The sequence below is a fragment of the Streptomyces sp. bgisy159 genome (genome assembly GCF_965341775.1).
GTDB lineage: Bacteria > Actinomycetota > Actinomycetes > Streptomycetales > Streptomycetaceae > Streptomyces.
In genome coordinates this window covers 132902-153595 of sequence record NZ_CBDQZH010000015.1, presented here as the reverse complement: position 1 = coordinate 153595, position 20694 = coordinate 132902, and the positions used below count along the sequence as shown (strand labels likewise).

The 20694-nt window shown below is 72.4% G+C and carries 21 protein-coding genes; 12 read left to right on the top strand and 9 right to left on the bottom strand.

From position 1 onward, the window contains the following. Positions 1-233: 233 nt before the first annotated feature. Positions 234-632 carry a TOBE domain-containing protein gene (locus ACSLTV_RS17465; RefSeq protein WP_432139010.1) on the bottom strand — a complete coding sequence of 133 codons (399 nt, stop codon included), beginning with the start codon at positions 630-632 and terminating at the stop codon, positions 234-236. A 317-nt stretch (positions 633-949) separates the two neighbouring features. Between ACSLTV_RS17465 and ACSLTV_RS17460 the strand changes: the two genes are divergently transcribed. The 4 genes from ACSLTV_RS17460 (at position 950) to ACSLTV_RS17445 (ending at position 5215) form a co-directional block, all read left to right on the top strand. After that, on the top strand, positions 950-2242 hold the full coding sequence (locus ACSLTV_RS17460; protein ID WP_432139009.1) for an extracellular solute-binding protein: 1293 nt from the start codon (positions 950-952) through the stop codon (positions 2240-2242). Between the two features lie 6 nt (positions 2243-2248). Beyond that, on the top strand, positions 2249-3247 hold the full coding sequence (locus ACSLTV_RS17455; RefSeq protein WP_432139008.1) for a carbohydrate ABC transporter permease: 999 nt from the start codon (positions 2249-2251) through the stop codon (positions 3245-3247). Further along, a complete protein-coding gene (locus ACSLTV_RS17450; protein WP_432139007.1) occupies positions 3244-4092 on the top strand; it encodes a carbohydrate ABC transporter permease in 849 nt (282 codons plus the stop codon). The genes ACSLTV_RS17455 and ACSLTV_RS17450 overlap by 4 nt, the downstream gene beginning before the upstream one ends. 61 nt (positions 4093-4153) lie before the next feature. After that, on the top strand, positions 4154-5215 hold the full coding sequence (locus tag ACSLTV_RS17445) for an endo-1,4-beta-xylanase (protein ID WP_432139006.1): 1062 nt from the start codon (positions 4154-4156) through the stop codon (positions 5213-5215). 6 nt (positions 5216-5221) lie between these two features. Here the strand turns inward: ACSLTV_RS17445 and ACSLTV_RS17440 are convergent, their stop codons facing one another. From ACSLTV_RS17440 to ACSLTV_RS17430, 3 genes are all read right to left on the bottom strand, one after another. Then, positions 5222-6214, bottom strand: coding sequence for a LacI family DNA-binding transcriptional regulator (locus tag ACSLTV_RS17440; protein WP_432139027.1), 993 nt, complete (start codon positions 6212-6214; stop codon positions 5222-5224). A 355-nt stretch (positions 6215-6569) separates the two neighbouring features. Continuing rightward, positions 6570-6776, bottom strand: a complete 207-nt coding sequence (locus ACSLTV_RS17435; RefSeq protein WP_432139005.1) for a DUF5999 family protein — start codon at positions 6774-6776, stop codon at positions 6570-6572. 592 nt (positions 6777-7368) lie between these two features. After that, positions 7369-7947 carry a hypothetical protein gene (locus ACSLTV_RS17430; RefSeq protein ID WP_432139004.1) on the bottom strand — a complete coding sequence of 193 codons (579 nt, stop codon included), beginning with the start codon at positions 7945-7947 and terminating at the stop codon, positions 7369-7371. 568 nt (positions 7948-8515) lie between these two features. On the opposite strand from ACSLTV_RS17430, the gene ACSLTV_RS17425 reads away from it, so the two are divergent. Together ACSLTV_RS17425 and ACSLTV_RS17420 are read left to right on the top strand one after the other, a co-directional pair. Continuing rightward, complete coding sequence (locus ACSLTV_RS17425; RefSeq protein WP_432139003.1) at positions 8516-10033, top strand: glutamate--cysteine ligase; 1518 nt, start codon at positions 8516-8518, stop codon at positions 10031-10033. A gap of 462 nt (positions 10034-10495) precedes the next feature. Then, entirely contained in the window at positions 10496-11272 is a 777-nt protein-coding gene (locus tag ACSLTV_RS17420; RefSeq protein ID WP_432139002.1) for a CPBP family intramembrane glutamic endopeptidase, read from the top strand. An 18-nt stretch (positions 11273-11290) separates the two neighbouring features. Here ACSLTV_RS17420 and ACSLTV_RS17415 read toward each other — a convergent pair whose 3' ends face one another. Further along, positions 11291-12106, bottom strand: coding sequence for a PhzF family phenazine biosynthesis protein (locus ACSLTV_RS17415; RefSeq protein ID WP_435612441.1), 816 nt, complete (start codon positions 12104-12106; stop codon positions 11291-11293). 192 nt (positions 12107-12298) lie between these two features. On the opposite strand from ACSLTV_RS17415, the gene ACSLTV_RS17410 reads away from it, so the two are divergent. Both ACSLTV_RS17410 and rox read left to right on the top strand, forming a co-directional pair. Further along, positions 12299-13291 carry an NAD-dependent epimerase/dehydratase family protein gene (locus ACSLTV_RS17410; RefSeq protein WP_435612440.1) on the top strand — a complete coding sequence of 331 codons (993 nt, stop codon included), beginning with the start codon at positions 12299-12301 and terminating at the stop codon, positions 13289-13291. 371 nt (positions 13292-13662) lie between these two features. Continuing rightward, positions 13663-15105, top strand: coding sequence for a rifampin monooxygenase (gene rox, locus ACSLTV_RS17405; RefSeq protein WP_432138999.1), 1443 nt, complete (start codon positions 13663-13665; stop codon positions 15103-15105). 109 nt (positions 15106-15214) lie between these two features. Here the strand turns inward: rox and ACSLTV_RS17400 are convergent, their stop codons facing one another. Continuing rightward, complete coding sequence (locus tag ACSLTV_RS17400; RefSeq protein ID WP_432138998.1) at positions 15215-15643, bottom strand: VOC family protein; 429 nt, start codon at positions 15641-15643, stop codon at positions 15215-15217. 272 nt (positions 15644-15915) lie between these two features. On the opposite strand from ACSLTV_RS17400, the gene ACSLTV_RS17395 reads away from it, so the two are divergent. Then, positions 15916-16539 (top strand): PadR family transcriptional regulator, encoded by a 624-nt coding sequence (locus tag ACSLTV_RS17395; RefSeq protein ID WP_432138997.1) that lies wholly within the window; start codon positions 15916-15918, stop codon positions 16537-16539. Positions 16540-16636: 97 nt separating this feature from the next. Here ACSLTV_RS17395 and ACSLTV_RS17390 read toward each other — a convergent pair whose 3' ends face one another. Together ACSLTV_RS17390 and ACSLTV_RS17385 are read right to left on the bottom strand one after the other, a co-directional pair. After that, positions 16637-17068 (bottom strand): type II toxin-antitoxin system Rv0910 family toxin, encoded by a 432-nt coding sequence (locus tag ACSLTV_RS17390; RefSeq protein WP_432138996.1) that lies wholly within the window; start codon positions 17066-17068, stop codon positions 16637-16639. 103 nt (positions 17069-17171) lie between these two features. After that, positions 17172-17360, bottom strand: a complete 189-nt coding sequence (locus ACSLTV_RS17385; RefSeq protein ID WP_432138995.1) for a hypothetical protein — start codon at positions 17358-17360, stop codon at positions 17172-17174. Between the two features lie 218 nt (positions 17361-17578). Here ACSLTV_RS17385 and ACSLTV_RS17380 point away from each other — a divergent pair, with 218 nt between their 5' ends. Together ACSLTV_RS17380 and ACSLTV_RS17375 are read left to right on the top strand one after the other, a co-directional pair. Continuing rightward, on the top strand, positions 17579-18253 hold the full coding sequence (locus ACSLTV_RS17380; protein ID WP_432157085.1) for a Clp protease N-terminal domain-containing protein: 675 nt from the start codon (positions 17579-17581) through the stop codon (positions 18251-18253). 108 nt (positions 18254-18361) lie between these two features. Continuing rightward, on the top strand, positions 18362-19366 hold the full coding sequence (locus tag ACSLTV_RS17375; protein ID WP_432138993.1) for an EamA family transporter: 1005 nt from the start codon (positions 18362-18364) through the stop codon (positions 19364-19366). A gap of 138 nt (positions 19367-19504) precedes the next feature. Here ACSLTV_RS17375 and ACSLTV_RS17370 read toward each other — a convergent pair whose 3' ends face one another. Further along, on the bottom strand, positions 19505-19654 hold the full coding sequence (locus tag ACSLTV_RS17370; RefSeq protein WP_432139029.1) for a hypothetical protein: 150 nt from the start codon (positions 19652-19654) through the stop codon (positions 19505-19507). Between the two features lie 44 nt (positions 19655-19698). On the opposite strand from ACSLTV_RS17370, the gene ACSLTV_RS17365 reads away from it, so the two are divergent. Beyond that, a complete protein-coding gene (locus tag ACSLTV_RS17365) occupies positions 19699-20613 on the top strand; it encodes a DMT family transporter (RefSeq protein ID WP_435612445.1) in 915 nt (304 codons plus the stop codon). The last annotated feature ends 81 nt before the right edge of the window (positions 20614-20694 follow it).

Genomic DNA, 20694 nt, shown 5'->3' with positions numbered 1-20694 from the left:
GCATCTGCGAGGCTCGTGTCATCTGTGGCATCGCATAAGCGGGGTGGATGGGTCTTGTAGGTGTGCATGTGCGGGAGTGACCGAGTACGCCGGTGGCTTCGGTGCCGCCGGTCGGTGCCGAGGTGGGGCCGTCTGCGGTCGGAGGGGCCGGTCGGCCAGGACGCCCGGTGTGGCGCGCCCGGTGCGGCGCGGTCGGTCCGATGCGGTCGCCCGATGCCGGCCGTGGGGTGCCGTCAGGCGCGGTCGATGTGGACGTTCGTCGACTTCACCCGTGCCGTGGCCTCCATGCCGACCTCCAGCCCCAGTTCCTCGACGGCCTCGCGGGTCAGCAGGGAGACCAGACGGTGTGGGCCGGCCTGAATCTCCACCTGGGCGGCGATGTCCCCGAGCTTGATGGCGGTGACGATGCCGGGGAAGGCGTTGCGGACCGAGGTGTGGGGGGCGTCGTCCTCCGGGCCGGCGTCGGTGCGGGCGAGTTCGACGGAGAACGCGGCCAGGGCCTTGCCGTCGATGAGCCGGCGGCCGCTGTCGTCCCGGTGGGTGGCCACCCGGCCCGCGTCCGCCCAGCGGCGCGCGGTGTCCGGGCTGACGCCGAGGAGCCGGGCCGCCTGGCCGATCGTGTAGGACTGCATGCCGGTCACGATAGCCCCGTCGGAGGGCGGGTCCGGCCCCCTGACGTGACGGCGGCGGGGCCCGGTCGACGCGTCCACCCCGACGCGCCCCTGCCCTCGTAAGGGTCGCCGCGTACGTCGAATGTTTCGATCCCGAAGTCCGTCCTCGCCTCACGGTCAGAGGTGGATTCGCTGTGTTCAAGGGGTTGCCTCTCTCCGCGCGCTGTCTCTAGGGTGCGGCAGCAGCGAAGGTTTCTGGATCAACTGCGAAACTTTCGCGCCCACTTGGGCGGCGCCCCACGAAGTGCGCCGTCCCGCACCTACCCAAGGAGCGCATGATGGCCCACCCGTCACTGTCCCGCCGCGGATTTCTGGTGGCCTCCGCCGCGACCGGTGCGACCATGACGGCACTGAGCGCCTGCGGCGGCGACTCGGACGGCGGGTCGTCGGGGACGACCACCATCGAGTGGTGGAACATCTCCACCACCCAGCCGACCAAGGACGTCTGGGCCGCGCTCGCCAAGAAGTTCGAGGCCGAGAACCCCCATGTCAAGGTCAAGATCGTTCAGCTGGAGAACGACGCCTACAAGTCGAAGATGACCGCGCTGACCGCCTCCGGGAAGCTGCCGGACATCTTCCACACCTGGGGCGGCGGGGTGCTCAAGCAGCAGGTGGACGCCGGGCTCGTCGAGGACCTCACCGAGGGGACCAAGCCCTGGGCCGACGGTCTGCTGCCGGTCGCCAAGGAGCCGTACCTGATCGACGACAAGGCGTACGGCATACCGTTCGACATCGGCATGATCGGCTTCTGGTACAACAAGGCGCTCTTCACGAAGGCCGGCATCAGCGCCCCGCCCACCACCTGGAGCGGCTTCCTGGACGCCGTGCGCAGGCTGAAGTCGGCCGGGATCACGCCGCTCGCCCTCGCCGGCAAGGAGAAGTGGCCCGGCATGTACTACTGGGCCTACCTGTCGATGCGCACCGCGGGCGCGTCCGCCCTGGAGAAGGCCGACGAGGAGAGGGACTTCACCGGCGACGACTTCGTCCAGGCCGGACAGCACCTCCAGGAACTGGTCGATCTGCAGCCGTTCCAGAAGGGCTTCCTCGGCGCCGCCTACTCCAGCCCCACCGGTCAGGCCGCCGCCGTCGGCAACGGCAAGGCGGCCATGGAACTCATGGGCCAGTGGGCGCCGGTCGTCGAGGCCGACGCCGGCAAGGGGCTCGGCGACGACCTCGGCTTCTTCCCCTTCCCGGAGGTGGAGGGCGGCAAGGGCGCCCTCACCGAGGTGTTCGGCGGAGGCGGCGGGCACGCCCTGCGCAAGGGGGCCCCGCAGGCCGCGTACGACTTCCTGAAGTTCTTCGCGTCCGAGACCACCGACACCGAACTCGTCGAGAAGACCGGCGCGCTGCCCGTCGTCCCGGCCGCGGAGAAGGCGCTCACCGACCGCAACCTCAAGGCCGTGCAGACGCAGTTGAAGGCGGCCACCGGTTTCCAGCTCTACCTCGACCAGGCGTACGCGCCCGCCGTCGGCCAGGAGGTCAACGACAGCGTCGCCGCCCTCATCGCCGGCTCCAAGTCCCCGCAGCAGGTCACCGAGTCGATCACCAAGGTCGCGAAGGAAGAGCAGTAGCAGGCGATGACGTCGACCTTCCTCCCGGACAAGCGGAGCGGCCCCGGCACCGCGCCGCCGCCCCCGGCCGCAGGTACGTCCCCGGGCCGGGACCGGCGGCGCACCCGGAACTGGCTGACCGCCGTCGGCCTCCAGGTGCCCGCGCTGGTGCTGTTCGGCACACTGGTGCTGCTGCCGATGATGTTCGCGCTGTACGCCGCCTTCTTCCGCTGGGGCGGCTTCGGCATGCCCGAGGACTACATCGGCGCCGACAACTTCACCCGCCTCCTCGAGGACCCGGTCTTCCTGGGCGACCTGTGGCGCTGCCTGGTCCTGGTCCTGCTCTCGGTCGCCGTCCAGCTGCCGTTCGCGCTGGCGTTGGCGGTCGCGCTCAACCAGCGGATCCGGGGCCGGGCCGTGTACCGGATGCTGTTCTTCGCGCCGTACATCCTCTCCGAGGCGATCACCGGCGTGCTGTTCGGCATGATCTTCGCGCCGGACGACGGACTGGCCGACCAGGTCCTCGGCACGGTCGGCCTGGACGGCCTCGGCGGACAGTGGTTCGCCGACCCGTCCACCGTCATGGCCACCCTCTTCCTTGTGATGATCTGGAAGTACTTCGGCTTCCACATGATGCTCTACCTGGCCGGACTGCAGTCCATCCCGGCCGAGTTGACCGAGGCCGCCCTGATCGACGGGGCCGGTCCCTGGCAGCGCTTCCGCCATGTGACCCTGCCGCTGCTCGCGCCCACCCTGCGCATCAGCGTCTTCCTCTCCGTCATCGGCTCGATCCAGCTCTTCGACCTGGTGTGGGTCACCACCGCGGGCGGCCCCGACCACCACTCCGAGACGCTGGCCGTGACCATGTTCCAGTACGGCTTCAAGCGCTACCAGGTCGGTTACGCCAGCGCGATCAGCGTCGCCATGTTCGTCATCTGCCTCGTGTTCGCCCTCGCCTACCAGCGGTTCGTGCTCCGCCGCGACCTGGCGGGGGCCGGCACGACCCTGAGAGGAGGCGGCTCATGAGCGCCGGCGCCGATCGCCGTACCCGTACCCGCGTCCGTACGTTTCCGCTGCACTTCGTCCTGGTAGCCGTCGGGACACTGATGGCGGTGCCCCTGCTCTACGCCGTCCTGTCCGGCTTCAAGACCACCGACGAACTCTCCCGCAATCCGGTCGGCCTGCCCGAGTCCTGGGTCACGTCCAACTACACGGACATCCTCGGCACCGGCGGTTTCTGGCGGCTGGTCGGCAGCAGCACCCTGATCGCGATCGGCACGACGGTGGTCGTGGTCGCGGTCTCCGCCCTCGCCGCGTTCTCCTTCGCCCGCTTCGCCTTCCGGGGACGCGAAGCCCTGTTCACCCTGTTCACCCTGGGGCTGATGTTCCCGTTCGCGGTGGCCGCCCTCCCGCTGTTCCTGCTGCTGCGCTCGCTCGGACTGCTGGACAACCCGCTCGGCGTGATCCTCCCGCAGGCCGCCTTCGGACTGCCGATGACCATCGTCATCCTGCGCGGCTTCTTCCGGGAGATCCCGGCGGAGCTGGAGGAGGCGGCCACCCTCGACGGCTGCGGTCCGCTCGGGTTCTTCTGGCGGGTCCTGCTGCCGATGGCCCGTCCCGCCCTCGGCACCGTCTCCGTGCTGGCCGTGGTCGGCAGCTGGAACAACTTCCTCCTGCCGCTGCTGGTGTTCACCGACTCCACGTGGTGGACCATCCCCATCGGCGTGCAGCAGTTCCAGGGCCAGTACTCGGCCGAGTACGCCCGCGTCTTCGCCTACCTCGTCCTCGCCATGGTGCCCGCCCTGGCCTTCTACTCCGTCGCCGAGCGCCAGCTCGTCGGTGGCCTCACCGCCGGCGCGACGAAGGGATGACCGGCGCCGCGCACCCACGTACGGCTCGCCCGCACGCCCCCTGACCGTGAGGAGTCGCACCATGCCCGGCACCACCCGCACCCGGCTCAAACTCGCCGGATTCCTCGCCGCCGCCCTCGTCGCCACCGGCGTCGCGGCCGGCCCGGCGGCCCAGGCCCACGACCGGAAGCCGCACACCCTCGCCGACCTCGCCCACCGGCACGGCCGCTACTTCGGCAGCGCCACCGACAACCCCGAACTCACCGACACCGCCTACACGAAGATCCTGGGCCGCGAGTTCGACATGATCACCCCCGGCAACGGCATGAAGTGGTACGCCACCGAGCCGCGGCAGGGCGTCTTCGACTGGAGCGCCGGCGACGAGATCGTCGATCTCGCCCGCGCCCACCACCAGAGGGTGCGCGCCCACACCCTCGTCTGGCACAGTCAGCTGCCCGACTGGCTCACCAGCAGGGAATGGACGGCCGAGGAGCTGCGCGCCGTTCTGAAGAACCACATCCAGACCGAGGTACGCCACTACCGCGGCAAGGTCTACTCGTGGGACGTCGTCAACGAGGCGTTCAACGAGGACGGCACCTACCGGGAGAGCATCTTCTACAAGACGCTCGGCCCCGGTTACATCGCCGACGCGCTGCGCTGGGCCCATGAGGCCGACCCCTGGGCCAAGCTGTACCTCAACGACTACAACGTCGAGGCCATCGGCCCCAAGAGCGATGCCTACCACAAGCTGGCCAAGGAGCTCAGGGCCCAGGGCGTCCCGCTGCACGGCTTCGGCATGCAGGCCCACCTCGCCCTCCAGTACGGCTATCCGACGACCCTGGAGGACAACCTCCGCCGCTTCGCCCGGCTCGGCCTGGACACCGCGCTCACCGAGGTCGACGTACGGATGATCCTTCCGGCCACCGACGACAAGCTCGCCCAGCAGGCCGACTGGTACCGGCAGCTGACCCGGGCGTGCCTCGCGGTGCGGCGGTGTGTGGGCATCACCATCTGGGACTACACGGACAAGTACTCGTGGATCCCCGCGGTCTTCGACGGGCAGGGAGCGGCCCTGCCGTGGGACGAGGAACTGCGGCCGAAGCCGGCGTACCACGCGATCCGCGAGGCGCTGAAGAAGAGGTAGGACCGTTCAGCGGGGATTGGGTGGTGCGGTGCTCGACCGCACCACCAGTTCCGTGGCCAGTTCCACACGGGGCGAGTCGGGTTGCTCACCGCGCGCCAGGCGCAGCACCGTACGGGCGGCCAGCTTGCCCATGTCGGCCAGCGGCTGACGCACGGTGGTGAGCGGCGGTGCGGACCAGCGCACCTCCGGGAGGTCGTCGAAGCCGACCACACTCATGTCCTCCGGCACCCGCAGCCCGCGGCGGCGCAGCGCCTCGATCGCGCCGAGCGCCATCTGGTCGCTGGCCGCGAACAGCGCGGTCGGCGGCCGGGACAGACCGAGCAGGGCGGTGCAGCCCGCGAAGCCCGACTCGGGGCGGAAGTCGCCGGGCACCACCAGGGAGTCCTCGACGGCCAGGCCCGCACCCTCCAGGGCCGCCCGGTAGCCGTCGAAGCGGGCCCGGGAGCACAGCAGCCGGGGCGGACCCGCGATCAGTCCGATCCTGCGGTGCCCCAGCGCCAGCAGATGCCGGGTGGCGGCCAGCCCGCCGGACCAGTTGGCGGCGCCCACGGTGGCCGTGTCCACGCCCGGGGAGCCCGTAGGGTCGACCACCACCAGCGGCACGCCGAGGACGCGCAGCTGCTCGTGAAGAGTGGCTTCCAGCGCCGAGGTCACCAGGATGACCCCGTCGGAGGCGCGGGACCGCAGATTGCGCATCCACTCGCGGGCGGCGCCGGACCGGCCGTGGATCGCCGACACCACGGTGCCCACACCGGCCGCGTGCGCGGCTTCCTCCACGCCCCGGATGATCTCCACCGCCCACGGGCTGTCCAGGTCGTTGAAGACCAGGTCGAGCAGGGTGGGGGTGCGGGCCGGGGAGGCGGCACGCTTGTGGTAGCCGTGCCGGCGCAGCAGTTCCTCGACCCGGGCCCGGGTCCTGGGGGAGACGTCGGAACGCCCGTTGACCACCCGGGACACGGTGGGCACGGAGACTCCGGCCGCACGGGCGATCTCGGTGATGGTGACCTTCTGGGCGGGCGCCTTTGGCCGGGGCGGGGCGGCGGGCGGTGCGCTTCGCGGGGGTGCGGGAGGTCCGGGCACGACGTCGGTCCCGTCTTCCCGCGCTGCCACGTCTTCCCGCGCTGCCGCGTCGCCCCCGTCGCCCACGCTGCCCACCTCCGTCGCAGGATGCCCCGGCCCCGTGCCGAAACTTCCAGAATCCTTCCGGAAATCGGTCGGCTCTGGGAAGGCGTACGGAAGACGAGGCTCACGACACGCTGGGTGACCGGGCGGCGGCACGGTTCGGGGCCGGCGCGCGGAGGTGGCCCGCGGTCCGGCCCCGGATGTCGTCGGGCGGGTCCGCCGCCCGGGCCGCTCAGGCGGCCGTCGCGACCCGGCTGGTCTCCAGCGGGCGGTGCGGGGCGATGACCCGGCCGTCCGGCAGCAGCTCACCGGTGTCCTCGAACAGGAGGACGCCGTTGCACAGCAGGCTCCAGCCCTGCTCGGGGTGGTGCGCCACGAGCCGGGCGGATTCCCGGTCGGCGGAGTCGGCTGTCGGGCACGGTGGCTGATGCTGGCACATGGAAGGGATCTCTCGCTCTGGCGTGGTGTGTGGAGTGTGTGTCGTGGCTGTCCCGCGGCGTGAAGCGTCGTTCATGGCCGCCCCCCGTTGTGATAAGTCGGTCGGAACCCAGTGTTGCCCTCCGGGCGTCGTTCCGCAGGTATTTCGCAGCACCGCTTCTCACAGGTTCATGACGCGTCACCCGCCCGGGCGGTTCATCGCCGCAGCACCGTCACTTCGGGTGGTTTCGGGGGGCCGGATGGGGCTAGTCACCTAGGGCCGGGGGTGCGGTGGGGGCGCGGCGGGGGCCGCATCCGAGCCGCGACGGAGAGGGGCCGGGGCCGCGACGGAGACGGGCCGGGGGTGGGTGGTCGGGAAGGTGGCGAATCGGGTGTCGCGCTCGAAAGAGCCGCGGCGGCGGGTTCGGCGGATACGCGGCCGTACGGCACCGTGCCCCGTCACCGGGGCCGCGGTGGCGGGGCACGGGGTCTTGACGGTCCGGCCGGCCGGGCGGACCCGGGCCCGGTCGGCCAAGCGCGGGCGCGTCAGGCGGACAGCGGGCCCGTCGAGGGGACGGCGGGCCCGTCGGCGGCTCTGGGGGAGAGCGGGCCCGTCAGGCGGAGAGCAGGGGCGCCGGCGAGACCCGCAGGGTGAGTGCGGGCAGGAGGTCGGCGACTCGGTGCGGGCGGTGGGCCGCGATGCCGGGCAGCGTCGGGGCCAGCGGGATCAGCAGGTCGTCGGCGGCGGGGTTGCCCGTCGTGCCGTCGGAGCCGCAGTCGCCGTGCAGCCACAGAGTGAGCATGTACAGGCCGGGCACCGACAGCAGCCGTGCCTGGGAGGGCTGGGCGGTCGACTCCGCCTGGCGCAGCGCGCGCTCGGTGGAGGCGATGTACGGGCCCTCGAAGAAGTGTGAGAAGGCCCAGCCGTCCGGCGTCAGCCGGGTCTCGGCGGCGGCCACCGGAAGACCGCCGCTGAGGATCAGGAACCGCCAGCCCGCCAACCGGGTGGCGGCGGTGCCCTCGGGCCCGATCCGGTCCAGCACATGCACCGGCAGCGGCAGCTCGGGGGTGACGGGTCCCTGGGCGGTACGCAGGGCGGGGGTGCGCGCTTCACTGACCGCTGTCGGGGAACTCAGAGCGGTCAGAACGGAACGCAAAGCGGGCGCGGGAGCCGGAGGGACGTGCAACGGCATGATGGGTCGCCTCTCATTCGACAGGCACGGTGGCACGAGGGCGGGGGCGGACGACGCTGTCAGCTCACGGAGAACAGAGGTCAGAGAGGCAGTGGGCCGGGGTCTGGCTGCGCGAGGGGGCGAGTCCGGCCTGCCGTCCATCGCTTCGACGACAGGCTGTTCCGACCGCGGGCGCTCACCTTCTCTGCCCTGTTTCCGCGGAGTTTATACGACACGTGTTCAGCCCGTGTTTCAACTAGCTGCTTCCGGGTGACTCGGCAAGGGTTCATTCGGTCGGCGATATGCGTGAATCGTGTCGATTCAGTGATGCGGACCCCCGCGCTGACCTCGCCCGGTGCGAGCGCCGCGGTCGGCCAATTCCAGTCGGCGGTTTTCACGAGATCCCGAAGCTGAAAATCCACCCAGCCGCATGCCCCGCGAATGTGCCGTCGGTCACCTCCGCCAAGAGTAGCGGCCGTGCCGGTCGTGTGCGGACGTTATCGATCGGCTTCGCTGGGCATCATCCCACCTGACCCGGGAGACCGGCGGCCGGAACACCGGCCCGCCCATGCGAGGAAGGGACGCTTCGATGGGGGAGAAGGTCGTGGCCGGCGGGGTCGACCTGTCCGATCGTCAGCAGTACCGCGACAAGCTGCGGCGGTGTCTGACGGGGCTGGAGCGGCTGCTGGCGCAGGGGCGCTTCGACCGGCCCAAGAACCTCATGGGGCTGGAGATCGAGCTGAATCTCGTGGGCGCGGACGGCATGCCGAAAATGCTGAACGCACAAGTACTGGAGAGGATCGCGAGCCGGGATTTCCAAACAGAACTCGCCATGTTCAATCTGGAGGTGAACATCGCGCCCCACCGTTTGGGCGGGCGGGTATTCGATCGGCTTGCCGAGGAACTCAGGACCTCACTGGCATATGCCGACCGAAAGGCTGCCGAGGTCGACGCCGGAATCCTGATGATCGGGATACTGCCGACCCTCGACCGCGACGATCTGGTCTCGTCCAATCTCTCCGAGGTCGATCGTTACACGCTTCTCAACGACCAGATAGTCGCCGCCCGCGGTGAGGACTTCACCCTCGACATCGAAGGCCCCGAGAGGCTCTACTGCACTGCCAAGTCCATCACCCCCGAGGCCGCCTGCACTTCCGTGCAACTGCATCTGCAGGTCACTCCGGCCCGCTTCCCCGACGTGTGGAACGCGGCGCAGGCGGTCACCGCCGCGCAGGTCGCCATCGGTGCCAACTCGCCGTTCCTCTTCGGGCGTGAACTCTGGCACGAGTCGCGGATCCCGCTCTTCCTGCAGTCCACCGACACCCGGCCGCCGGAACTCCAGGCGCAGGGTGTCCGACCGCGCACCTGGTTCGGCGAGCGCTGGATCACGTCAGCCTACGAGCTGTTCGAGGAGAACCTGCGCTACTTCCCGGCCCTCCTGCCGATCTGCGACGAGGAGGACCCGCTGGAAGTCCTGGCGGCGGGCGGAGTCCCCAAACTCGCCGAGCTGGTGCTCCACAACGGCACGGTCTACCGCTGGAACCGGCCCGTCTACGGCATCGCGGACGGCGTCCCGCACCTGCGCGTGGAGAACCGTGTCCTGCCCGCCGGCCCCACCGTGACCGACGTCCTCGCCAACGCGGCCTTCTACTACGGTGTCGTGCGCTCCCTGGCCGAGGAGTCGCGGCCGGTGTGGAGCAGGCTCCCCTTCCGCGCGGCCGCCGCGAACTTCGACGCGGCCTGCCGCCACGGCATCGACGCCCGTCTGCAGTGGCCGCGGCGCGGCCGGCACGGCGGCACGGCCGAGGTGGACGCGGTGAGCCTGGTCCGGGACGAGCTGCTGCCGCTGGCCGAGGCCGGGCTCGACGCCTGGGGTGTGGAGCCCGCGGACCGCGATCTGTACCTCGGGGTGATCGACGAGCGGTGCAGGATGCGGGCGAACGGCGCGTCGTGGCAGATCGCCACCTTCCATCGGGCACTCGACGCCGGGTTGTCCCGCCAGTCGGCGCTCGCGGCCACCACCCGGCGCTACAGCGAACTGATGCAGCACGGGGAGCCGGTGCACACCTGGCCGGTGGGCCTGCCGGAACCGGCGCACACGGGCTGAGGCGGCGCAGTGGGCTTGAGGCGGCGGCACCGCCGGGATCGCGCGGCGCGGTGGCTTGAGCGGGAGCCGCGGGGCTGAGCCGGAGTGGCCGGCGTCGAGCGGGAACCGGCGGGTCGAGCGGGAACCGGGGGCTCGGCCGGAGTGGCCGGGTCGAGCTTGAGGGGCCGGGTGGAGCGAGAGCCGCCGGGCTGAGCCGGGGCCCTGAGGGACTGGCCGGGCGCTGCCGGGCTGAGGCCGCAGGTCGCACAGCACTCGTCGGTCTCCGTGCGGCGTCGTGCCGCAGGCCTTGGGCGACGACGCGACCGGCGGGCGGCTTCCCCTCGCGGGCCCCGGGCGACGCCAGGGACGCCGGGGACGTGCGGGAAACCGGGACCGGGGCACGAGGATCGGGGGCGTGGTGTGGATGATGGGCACCACGGGATTCCTCGAACGGAAGCGGGTGCGCAGGTGGAGGCGGAGACGGTGGCCGGGTCCTTTCCCGAGGAGCGGCCGGGGCGCCGGATCCTCCGTGACGAGACGCTGCTCGTGCTGGGCCTCTCGCTCGGCGCCAGCGGAGTGTCCGCCCTGATCAGCTTCGTCGGATCGGTCACCAGGCCGGGCGGGCTGAAGGACCAGGCGGCGACCCTGAACGCCTCGGCGGCCCCCGGTCGGCCCTGGCTGGACCTGGCCTGGCAGCTGTTCGGTATCGCGTCCGCGCTCGTTCCCGTAGCCCTCGTGGCCCACTTGCTGATGCGCGAGGGCGGCAGCCTGCGCACCCTCGGTTTCGACCGTACGCGGCCCTGGTCCGACCTGGGGCGCGGCGCGGCGATCGCGGCGGTGATCGGCAGCACCGGCATCGCCTTCTACCTGCTCGCCCGGGACCTCGGCTTCAACCTCACCGTGGTGCCCGAGGCGCTTCCCGGCGTGTGGTGGAAGTACCCGGTGCTGATCCTTTCCGCGCTGCAGAACGCGATCCTCGAAGAGGTCATCGTCGTCGGCTATCTGCTGCGCCGGCTCGGCCAGTTGGGCTGGACGCCGGGCGCGGCCCTGCTCGCCAGCTCCGTGCTGCGCGGCTCGTACCACCTTTACCAGGGTGTCGGCGGGTTCATCGGCAACATGGTCATGGGCGTCGTGTTCGTGTACCTGTACCGCCGCTGGGGCCGGGTGGGGCCCCTGGTGGTCGCGCACTCCCTGCTCGACATCGGGGCGTTCGTCGGCTACGCGCTGTTCGCCGAGACACTGGGGCTGCCGATGGCGTGACCGCCGGTGGCCACGCCGTCAGGCCAGCAGTTCGCCCTCGACGACCGTCACAGCCCGGCCGGTCAGCAGGGTGCGCTCCCCGCGCAGCCCGGTGCGCACCCGCCCGGAGCGCGGCGAGGCCTGCAGACCGGTCAGTTCGGCGCGGCCGAGCCGCTCGGACCAGAAGGGGGCCAGCGCGGTGTGGGCGCTTCCGGTGACCGGGTCCTCGTCGATGCCGACGTTCGGGAAGAAGCAGCGGGAGACGAAGTCGTAGCCCAGCGCGGGGTTCTCGGCGCGGGCGGTGGCGATGACGCCCCGCTCGGAGTGGGCGCGGAGGGCCTTGTGGTCGGGCTGCAGGGCGTGCACGGTCCTCTCGTCGGCCAGCTCGACCAGTAGGTCACCGACGTGCGGCCCGGTGTCGAAGGCGGCGAGCGGCGCCGCGCCCAGGGCCTCGGCGACCCCCGCCGGGACGTCGACGGGGGTGAGCGGGGCGGTGGGGAAGTCCAGTGTGATCGAGCCGTCCTCGGTGGGCGTCGCTCTCAGCACCCCACTGCGGGTGGCGAACCGCACCGGTCCTGCGTGAGCGCCGGTGGAGTGCAGTACGTGGGCGGTCGCGAGAGTGGCGTGCCCGCACATCGCGACCTCCGTGGCCGGTGTGAACCAGCGCAGCGCCCAGTCGGCCTCGCCGCCCTCGGGGAGAGGGTGGGCGAACGCCGTCTCGGCGTGATTGACCTCCAGGGCCACGTTCTGCATCCAGCCGGCCTCGGGGAAGGCGCCGTCGGCCAGGAGCAGGACGCCCGCCGGGTTGCCGGAGAAAGGACGGTCGGTGAAGGCGTCGACGATTCGGATCCGCATGCCGCCGACCGTAACGGGGCACCGGACCGGAGGACCAAGGCCAATGCGGGACACGTGGCCTGCTCGACGGGCCGCCCTTTCCCCTCCGCCCCCGCTGCGCACCGAGTGCCCCAACGCGGCGACACCGGCCACGCCTTCGGGGGATGATCACCGAGTCGGAACGGACGACGGACGGGATCAGGAGGCGAGCCGGTGCCGCAGACGGCGACACGGACCGGGGGCACGGTCGTGCTCACCGGCGCGACGGGTTTCATCGGATCGGCGGCGCTGCGCGCCCTGCTGAGCGACGGCACCGGACCGCGCGTCCGCGCGCTGGTACGCCGGGTTCCGGAGCCCCGCCGCCACGGCGCCCCCGGCGAGGCGGGCGCCGTCGAGTGGGTGCGCGGGGACGTCACCGACCCGGAGACGGTACGCGGGCTGTGCGAGGGCGCGTCGGCCCTGCTCCACCTGGCCTCGTACATCGGCCCGGACGAGGACCGGTGCGCGGCCGTGAACGTCACCGGCGCCCGTACGGTGCTCACCGAGGCCGTACGGGCCGGCGTGCCGCGCGTGGTGCACCTCTCCACGGCCGCCGTCTACGGCGCAGGGCCGCACCGGGGTGTCGCGGTCGGGGAGGTACCCGCCGCGCCGGTCTCGGCGGTCAGCCGGACCCGGCTGGAGGGGGAGCGGTTCGCGCGCGAGGTCGGCGCGGTCGTCCTGCGGCCCGGGCTCGTGCTCGGCCCGGGCGACCGCTGGGTGGTGCCCGTGATGCGGGAACTGCGCACCCGGGTACCGGCGGTGTGGGCCGGGGGGCGGGCCCTGCTGTCCGTCGCGGCCGTGGACGACGTCGGCCGCCTCCTCACGGCCCTTGCCAGGGGTCCGCGCCCGGTGCCTGCCGGTACCTACCACGTGAGTCACCCGGTGCCCGTGCGCTGCGGCGACCTGCTGTCCGGGCTGGCCGAGCGGGGCGTTCTGCCGCCGGTGCCGGACGTCGACTGGCCGTGGGAGCGGTGCGTCGAGCGGCTGCGGGCGACGCCGGGGCGGGCGTCGGAGCGCCAGCTGGCCATGCTCGTCCGCGATCACTGGTACCGCTCCGACGACATCTGGCGCCTCGCCGACTGCCCGCCCGGGCCCGGGTTCCCGGAGCGCCTGGCGGAGGCGGCGGACTGGTACGGGGCCGGGCCGACTGAGCCCGGCGGAGCGTGACGGGTCGCCGGGCGGCGAGGTGGGCGGCACGTTGTCGTGCCTGCCGCGGAAGGCCCCGCCGTGCAGCGGCCGGGGGTGAGCCGCGGCCTGCCCCGAGCCGCGCCCGCCTCGCCGGGTGCTGTGTCGTGGCGCGAAATCGCGTGGGCGAAAAGGGCGTTGCCGGTCTCCGGGTTGCTCCTCCCCGAGCATTCCCCGGGGACCCGCCGAGGACTCCTTGAGGACTCTTTGAGGCCGGAAACAAGAAGAGCAAGGAGTGCGCCCACTCCTTGCCACTCTCAACGTATAGCGCACCGGGGGGCTTGCGGCAAGGCCCCCGTGGTGCCGCAGAATCACCGGCCTGATCCAGGAACCTGCGGAAACGGGGATCGTGAATGATCGACGTCATCGTGGCCGGCGGCGGACCGACCGGCCTGATGCTGGCGGCCGAGTTGCGACTGCACGGGGTACGTGTGGTCGTACTGGAGCGGGACGAGGAGCCGACCAAGGTCGTCCGGGCACTCGGGCTGCATGTGCGCAGCATCGAAGTGATGGACCAGCGGGGCCTGTTGGACCGCTTCCTCGCCCTCGGGACGCGCTACGAGGTCGGCGGTTTCTTCGCCGCCATCGACAAGGGGTGGCCCGAGCGGATGGACACCGCCCACGGGTACACGCTCGGCATCCCGCAGACCCTCACCGACCGGCTGCTGAGCGAACACGCCGTCGAGGTGGGCGCCGAGATCCGGCGCGGCAGCGAGGTGGTCGGGCTGAGCCAGGACGAGGAGGGGGTGACCGTCGAGCTCGCCGACGGCGGCAGGCTGCGCTGCCGCTACCTCGTGGGGTGCGACGGCGGCCGCAGCACGGTGCGCAAACTGCTCGGCGTCGCGTTCCCCGGTGAACCCTCCCGGGTGGAGACGCTGCTGGGCGAGATGGAGGTGACCGCGTCGCAGGAGACGCTGACCGCCGTGATGGCCGAAGTGCGCAAGACGCAGAAGCGGTTCGGCCTGATGCCGCTCGGCGAGGGGGCGTACCGCGTCGTCGTGCCCGCCGACGGGGTGGCGGAGGACCGGACGGTGCCGCCGACCCTGCAGGACTTCCGGCGGCGGCTGCGGGCGGTCGCCGGCACCGACTTCGGCGTGCACTCGCCGCGCTGGCTGTCCCGCTTCGGCGACGCCACCCGGCTGGCCGAGCGTTACCGGTCGGGCCGGGTGCTGCTGGCCGGCGACGCGGCGCACGTCCACCCGCCGACCGGCGGACAGGGCCTCAACCTCGGCATCCAGGACGCGTTCAACCTCGGCTGGAAGCTGGCCGCCGAGGTGGCCGGCTGGGCACCGGAGGGCCTGCTGGACAGCTACCACACCGAACGGCACCCGGTGGCCGCCGACGTGCTGGACAACACCCGCGCGCAGATGCAGTTGATGTCCACCGAGCCCGGCGCGCAGGCGGTGCGCCGACTGGTGGCGGAGCTGATGGACATCGAGGAGGTGAACCGGCGCCTGATCGAGAAGGTCACCGCGATCGGAGTCCGCTACGACTTCGGCGACGGCCATGAACTGCTCGGCCGCAGGCTGCGGGACGTCCGGCTGAAGCAGGGGCGCCTCTACGAGCTGCTGCGCACCGGCCGCGGACTGCTGCTGGACCAGACCGGCCGGCTCTCGGCCGAGGGCTGGGCGGACCGGGTGGACCACGTCGTCGACGTCAGCGAGGAACTGGCGGCACCCGCGGTGCTGCTGCGGCCGGACGGCCATGTGGCCTGGGCCGGCGAGGACCAGCGAGAGCTGCTCGACCGGCTGCCGACCTGGTTCGGGCCCGCCGCCGGTCGAGCCGGCCGACCCTGACGGTACCGGTGTCCGGTGCTGGTGCTGGTGCTGGTGCTGGTGCTGGTGCCGGTCCCGGTGCCGCGTCCCGACCAGGGGCGAGCCCTGAACGGCGACGCGTTCGCGGTCCTCAGTCGATACAGAACTCGTTGCCCTCGATGTCCAGCATCGGGATGCACGCGTCGTTGCCGTCGTACAGCGTCTGCACGTGCACCGCGCCGAGCGGGACCAACCGCGCGCGTTCGGCATCGAGCGCGGCGAGACGCTCCTTCCCCACGAGCCCGGTGCCGACCCGCACGTCGAGATGCACCCGGTTCTTGGCGGCCTTGCCCTCGGGGACGCGCTGGAAGTACAGGCGCGGGCCCACACCTGAGGGGTCGACGCAGGCGAACCAGGAGTCCCGTTGCTCGGGCGGCTGCGCGTCCTGGTAGTCGTCCCAGGTGGCAAACCCGTCCGGCGGCGGCGGTACGACGTACCCCAGCACCTCGCACCAGAACCGAGCGAGGCGTTCGGGCTCCGCGCAGTCGAACGTGACCTGGAACTTCTTGATCGACGTCATCGGCCCACCCTATGGGCGCCGTCGACACGGTTGTCCCGTGACAGCGAATCCTGACCGCCTGGCACCGAGCTCGACCCGTGTCGCTGGCCAGGCTCATGGCCTCGTGCGACAGGCGCCCGAGACTGTCGCGTCACCGGCCTCCCCCCGTTACCAGCGGAACGGCAGCCCAGCGGGCACGTCCGCGCTCGACGGCCCGGGGTCTTGTCGTTCGATCGGTCCCGATATATCGTTGAGACATCGCGACAGATCAACGATGGGATGGAGTGAGCGCGATGCGTACCCATGGATTCGAGCGTGGACATGGACAGGAGCGTCCCTTCGGCCGTGGCCGGGGTGGGTTCGACGGCCGTCGGGCGGCCTTCGGGCCGTTCGGGCCGGGCGGGCCTGGCTTCGGCCCCGGTGGGCCCGGGTTCGGCCCCGGGCCCTGGGGCAGGGGGAGGGGCGGACCCAGGGGAAGGGCCCGGCGTGGTGACGTACGGGCCTCGATCCTGGCGCTGTTGAGGGAGCGGCCGATGCACGGCTACGAGATGATCCAGGAGATCGCCGAGCGCAGCGGCGGCGCGTGGAAGCCGAGCCCCGGCTCGGTCTACCCCACGCTGCAACTGCTGGAGGACGAGGGGCTCATCAGCAGTGAGACCGAGGGCGGCAAGAAGCTGTTCGCCCTCACCGGGGAAGGGCGCGAGGCCGCCGAGGCGGGCCCCGACGCCCCCTGGGAGGAGGCCTCCCGGGGGATCGACTTCGAGGCCCTCGGGGAGATCCGGCAGGCCGGGTTCGGCCTGATGGAGGCGTTCGGCCAGGTCTGGAAGACCGGCAGCAAGGAACAGCGCGAGAAGGCTCTGGCCGTCATCAACGACGCCCGCAAGAAGCTGTACCTGATCCTCGCCGACGAGGACTGATCGCCCCGCGGCGCGCCGGTCGCCGTACGACGGTCCGGGCGCCCCGTGCGATCACGCGCGGGGCGCCTTCCCGTAGCGGGCCGGCCGCGGGTCCGGCTCAGGTCACCAGACCGTCCAGCCGGCGCAGCGACTCGTTGAGTGCGGTCGTCGCCGAGTCCCTGAGCCGGGCCGCCATCAGGGACACCGCCGCGCCCGTGAACTCACCGTCGATGCGGACCGTGGCGGCGGTGTCGCCGTCGGGGGTCAGTGTGTAGCGGGTGGCCAGGGCCACCGCCATCGGGCCCTTGCCCCGGATGGCCAGCAGCCGCGCGGGTTCCAGTTCCTCGACCGTCCACTCCACCTCGGCCGGGAAGCCCATGAGCTTCATGTTCTCCTGGAACGTGGCGCCCACCTCCAGGGTCTTCGGGCCGCCGTGCGGGAAGCCGGTGTGGGTGGTGTTCCACTCGCCGTACCCCGGCCAGTCCGTGAGCCGTGCCCAGATCCGCTCCGCCGGTGCCCCGATGTGTGCCTGCGCGCTCACTTCGGCCATGCGACCACCTCTCCGACTAGGGCCAGGTGCCGCGGAACGTAGCCGCGGGGCGGTGAACTTTCAATACTGATGAACCGTCAGGAGCCGTTCGGGTGGCGGCCGGTCACACCACGCGGCGTATCAGCGCCGCGTCGAAGAGGTCCCAGGCTCTTGGGAACGGCCCCTCGTCGTGGCAGTGCCAGGCGTCCCAGAACAGGTCGGCGGGGAGCGCGTCGCGCGGGGCGTACACCCGGTAGACGTAGCTCATGCCGTCGACCGCCGGCAGGGCCACCAGCCAGCACTCGGCCACCATCGGCCTCACCCCCTCCGTACGCCCCTGTGGGACGTTGCGGGCCGGGGTCATGGTTGCGTCGGGGGCGCGGAGCAAGGCGGCGGGCGCCCCTCAGGGGAGAACGGCCGGATCTCATCCGCAGGGAGGACACCGGCCGCGCCACCTCCGCTCCCCGTGGGACGCGCGAATGGTTCGCCACGCCGATGACCCCGTGTCCGGGTGCCTGATGAGGTGGGGGCGTGCCATCCCGTGATCCCCGGCAGTCGGACCGTGAACCCGTGACCTCCGGCGTGGACGACGGCGGCGGGTTCAGCGACGAACTCACCGCGGTGCTCGCCGGTGCCCGCCGCCGGGCGTTCCGGGACGGGGACCGGCAGATCGACACCGCCCATCTGCTCCACTCGCTCCTGGACCACGACCCCGGGGTGCGCGCCGTCCTCGACGGCCACCGGCTCGCCCGGCTCCTCGGCTACCTGGCCCAGCGCAGTATCGGCTACGGCCTGCGCTGGCAGGGCGGAGTCGAGGACTCCGGCGCACTGCCCGTCGTACCCGCACCGGATGTCCGCGGGCCAAGAGGCGGTGGGCCGGGCGGCGGTGGGCCGGGCGGTGACGGCCTCTCGCCGCTGGCCGCCCTCGCCGTACGGGAGGCCGGCGTCCGGGCGCTGCGGCAGGGCCGGACGGCGGCCTGCGGCCTGGATCTGCTCGCCTCGATCGTCACCGACCCCCAGGCCCGCGCCGTCGAGGTACTGGGCCGAGCCGGTGTCGACGTGGCACGGCTGCGCGACGGTGCCGGCCCGGCGGTCTCGCACGTCGGTGCCGTCGGTGCCGACAGTGGGGGCGGGGAGGGCCGGGGCGGTGGGGGCGGTGGGGGCGCCTCCGCTCCGGCATCCCGGGCCGGGGCTCGGCGAGCGTAGGGATGGGTGGTGGTGCCGGGCGTCACGCCGTAGCCGGAGGCGGTCCGCCGTCCAGCCGGTGAGACAGGTGTCAAAGGGGGTGACGGTCATGTCGTCCCCTGTCATCATGTGCCGGTGCGTACGTCAGTGAGCAGTCAGGGCAGTCGCGGCAAGGGCATCGGGCTCTCGCTCGCGGTGGGGTCGGCCCTCGCCTTCGGCGGGTCCGGGGTGGCGGCCAAGCCGCTGATCGAGGCGGGTCTGGAACCCCTGCACGTGGTGTGGTTGCGGGTGACGGGCGCGGCCCTGGTGATGCTGCCGATGGCCGTGCGCCACCGTGCCCTGCTGCGCCGCCGGCCCGCGCTGCTGGCCGGCTTCGGACTGCTCGGGGTGGCCGGCGTGCAGGCCTTCTACTTCGCGTCGATCTCCCGCATCCCGGTCGGTGTCGCCCTGCTCGTCGAGTACCTGGCGCCCGCCCTGGTGCTGGGCTGGGTACGGTTCGTGCAGCGGCGGCCGGTGACTCGGGCCGCCGCCGTCGGTGTGGTCCTCGCCGTCGGCGGCCTCGCCTGTGTCGTCGAGGTCTGGTCGGGGCTCAGCTTCGACGGGCTCGGCCTGCTGCTGGCGCTGGGCGCCGCAGGCTGCCAGGTCGGCTACTTCGTCCTGTCCGACCAGGGCACCGACGCGGGCGCGGACACTCCGGACCCGTTCGGCGTCATCGCGTACGGCCTGCTCGTCGGGGCCGCCGTACTGACCGTCGTGGCCCGCCCCTGGGGCATGAGCTGGTCGGTCATCGCGGACACCGCGGTCATGAACGGCACCGAGGTCCCCTCCTGGCTGCTGCTCGCGTGGATCGTGCTGCTCGCCACCGTCATCGCCTACGTCACCGGCGTGGTCTCGGTGCGCCGGCTCTCGCCGCAGGTCGCGACCGTCGTCTCCTGCCTGGAGGCGGTCGTGGCCACCGTCCTCGCCTGGATCCTGCTGGGCGAGCACCTGTCGGCCCCGCAGATCGCCGGCGGTGCGATGGTGCTGCTGGGCGCGTTCATCGCCCAGTCCTCGACCCCGGTCAAGGGCTCCGTGGAGCCGGTGGCCGGCGCCGTCCCCGAGCGGGAGTTGTCCGCCCGCCGCACGGCCGCCTAGGGTGCCGTCCATGCACGCACCCGCACTTCTCCTGTCACCGCCGCCGGCCGCCTGAGGCGGGCCCTCGGTGAACCTGGCCCGGCGGGCGCCGCCGGGCCGGGCCGTGCTGCCCGCAGACGAAGTCCGCGGACCGCTGCGTCAGCGGCGGTCCTTCCCGAACTTCCGCGCCCAGCGCGCGACTGCGGAGAGAACGCGTGTCGACCCTTTCCTCCTCATCTTCCCCTTCCTCCTCCTCCCCGTCGTCTTCCTCGGTTTCCTCCTCTTTCTCCCCCTCTTCTCCTTCCTCACCTTCTTGCCCTGCGGATTCCTCCGCCCCTGCCCCGGGGCCAGGGCTGCCGGCCGGGCGGGCGCTGCTCTACCTGATCGTCGCCGGTGCCGCCTGGGGCACCGCCGGGGCCGCCGCCGCGCTGGTCTACCGGGTCAGCGACATGGGCGCCGTGGCCCTGTCGTTCTGGCGGTGCGCCGCCGGGCTGGTCCTGCTGAGCGCCGCGCACGCGCTGCGCCCGCGCGCCCGGTCAGCCGCGCCGCGCGGCCGGGTGACGCCGGGGCGCCGGCTGTGGCGCACGACCGCCACCGGACTCGGGCTCGCGGTGTTCCAGACGGCGTACTTCGCGGCCGTCGACGCCACCGGTCTCGCCGTCGCCACGGTCGTCACCCTCGGCTCCGGTCCGGTCCTGATCGCCCTCGGGTCGCGGCCGGTGCTCGGCGAACGGCTCGGCCGGGCCGGCATCCTCGCCGCGGCCGGGGCGCTCGCCGGGCTCGCGGTGCTGTTCGCCGACGGCGGCGACACGGCCGTACGTCCGGCGGGCGTGCTGCTGGCGCTGCTGTCCGCCGCGGGGTACAGCACGATGACCCTGCTGGTGCGGTGGTGGGGGCGGGACGGCGCGGCGGACGCCTCGTCCACCACCGTAGGGGCGTTCGCGGTGACCGCCCTGTGCCTGCTGCCGTTCGCACTGGCCGAGGGGCTGCTGCCGCACAGCGCCGATCCCGTACGGCTGCTGTGGCTGCTCGGGTACCTCGCGGCGGTGCCCACCGCGCTCGCCTACGCGCTGTACTTCGCGGGTGCCGCCGCCGTACGGTCCGCCACCGTCTCCGTGATCATGCTGCTGGAGCCGGTGAGCGCGGCCGTACTCGCGGTCGTCGTGCTCGGCGAACCGCTGACCGCCGCCACCGCTCTCGGCACGCTCCTGATGCTCGGCTCGGTCACGGGCCTGGCCCTGACGGAGGCGCGGAGCGGCGGCGGCTGACCGGGGCCGGCCGGGAGTCACGGGCGGAGCCCGGCGGGGCCGGCCCGGGCCCGGTCGGCGTGGGGGCCGACGTGGCGGGCC

Excerpts from the sequence above, each read along its gene's own strand:
- ACSLTV_RS17465 (WP_432139010.1), bottom strand. The coding sequence starts at position 632 with ATGCAGTCCTACACGATCGGCCAGGCGGCCCGGCTCCTCGGCGTCAGC.
- ACSLTV_RS17460 (WP_432139009.1), top strand. The coding sequence starts at position 950 with ATGGCCCACCCGTCACTGTCCCGCCGCGGATTTCTGGTGGCCTCCGCC.
- ACSLTV_RS17455 (WP_432139008.1), top strand. The coding sequence starts at position 2,249 with ATGACGTCGACCTTCCTCCCGGACAAGCGGAGCGGCCCCGGCACCGCG.
- ACSLTV_RS17450 (WP_432139007.1), top strand. The coding sequence starts at position 3,244 with ATGAGCGCCGGCGCCGATCGCCGTACCCGTACCCGCGTCCGTACGTTT.
- ACSLTV_RS17445 (WP_432139006.1), top strand. The coding sequence starts at position 4,154 with ATGCCCGGCACCACCCGCACCCGGCTCAAACTCGCCGGATTCCTCGCC.
- ACSLTV_RS17435 (WP_432139005.1), bottom strand. The coding sequence starts at position 6,776 with ATGTGCCAGCATCAGCCACCGTGCCCGACAGCCGACTCCGCCGACCGG.
- ACSLTV_RS17430 (WP_432139004.1), bottom strand. The coding sequence starts at position 7,947 with ATGCCGTTGCACGTCCCTCCGGCTCCCGCGCCCGCTTTGCGTTCCGTT.
- ACSLTV_RS17425 (WP_432139003.1), top strand. The coding sequence starts at position 8,516 with ATGGGGGAGAAGGTCGTGGCCGGCGGGGTCGACCTGTCCGATCGTCAG.
- ACSLTV_RS17415 (WP_435612441.1), bottom strand. The coding sequence starts at position 12,106 with ATGCGGATCCGAATCGTCGACGCCTTCACCGACCGTCCTTTCTCCGGC.
- rox (WP_432138999.1), top strand. The coding sequence starts at position 13,663 with ATGATCGACGTCATCGTGGCCGGCGGCGGACCGACCGGCCTGATGCTG.
- ACSLTV_RS17400 (WP_432138998.1), bottom strand. The coding sequence starts at position 15,643 with ATGACGTCGATCAAGAAGTTCCAGGTCACGTTCGACTGCGCGGAGCCC.
- ACSLTV_RS17395 (WP_432138997.1), top strand. The coding sequence starts at position 15,916 with ATGCGTACCCATGGATTCGAGCGTGGACATGGACAGGAGCGTCCCTTC.
- ACSLTV_RS17390 (WP_432138996.1), bottom strand. The coding sequence starts at position 17,068 with ATGGCCGAAGTGAGCGCGCAGGCACACATCGGGGCACCGGCGGAGCGG.
- ACSLTV_RS17385 (WP_432138995.1), bottom strand. The coding sequence starts at position 17,360 with ATGGTGGCCGAGTGCTGGCTGGTGGCCCTGCCGGCGGTCGACGGCATG.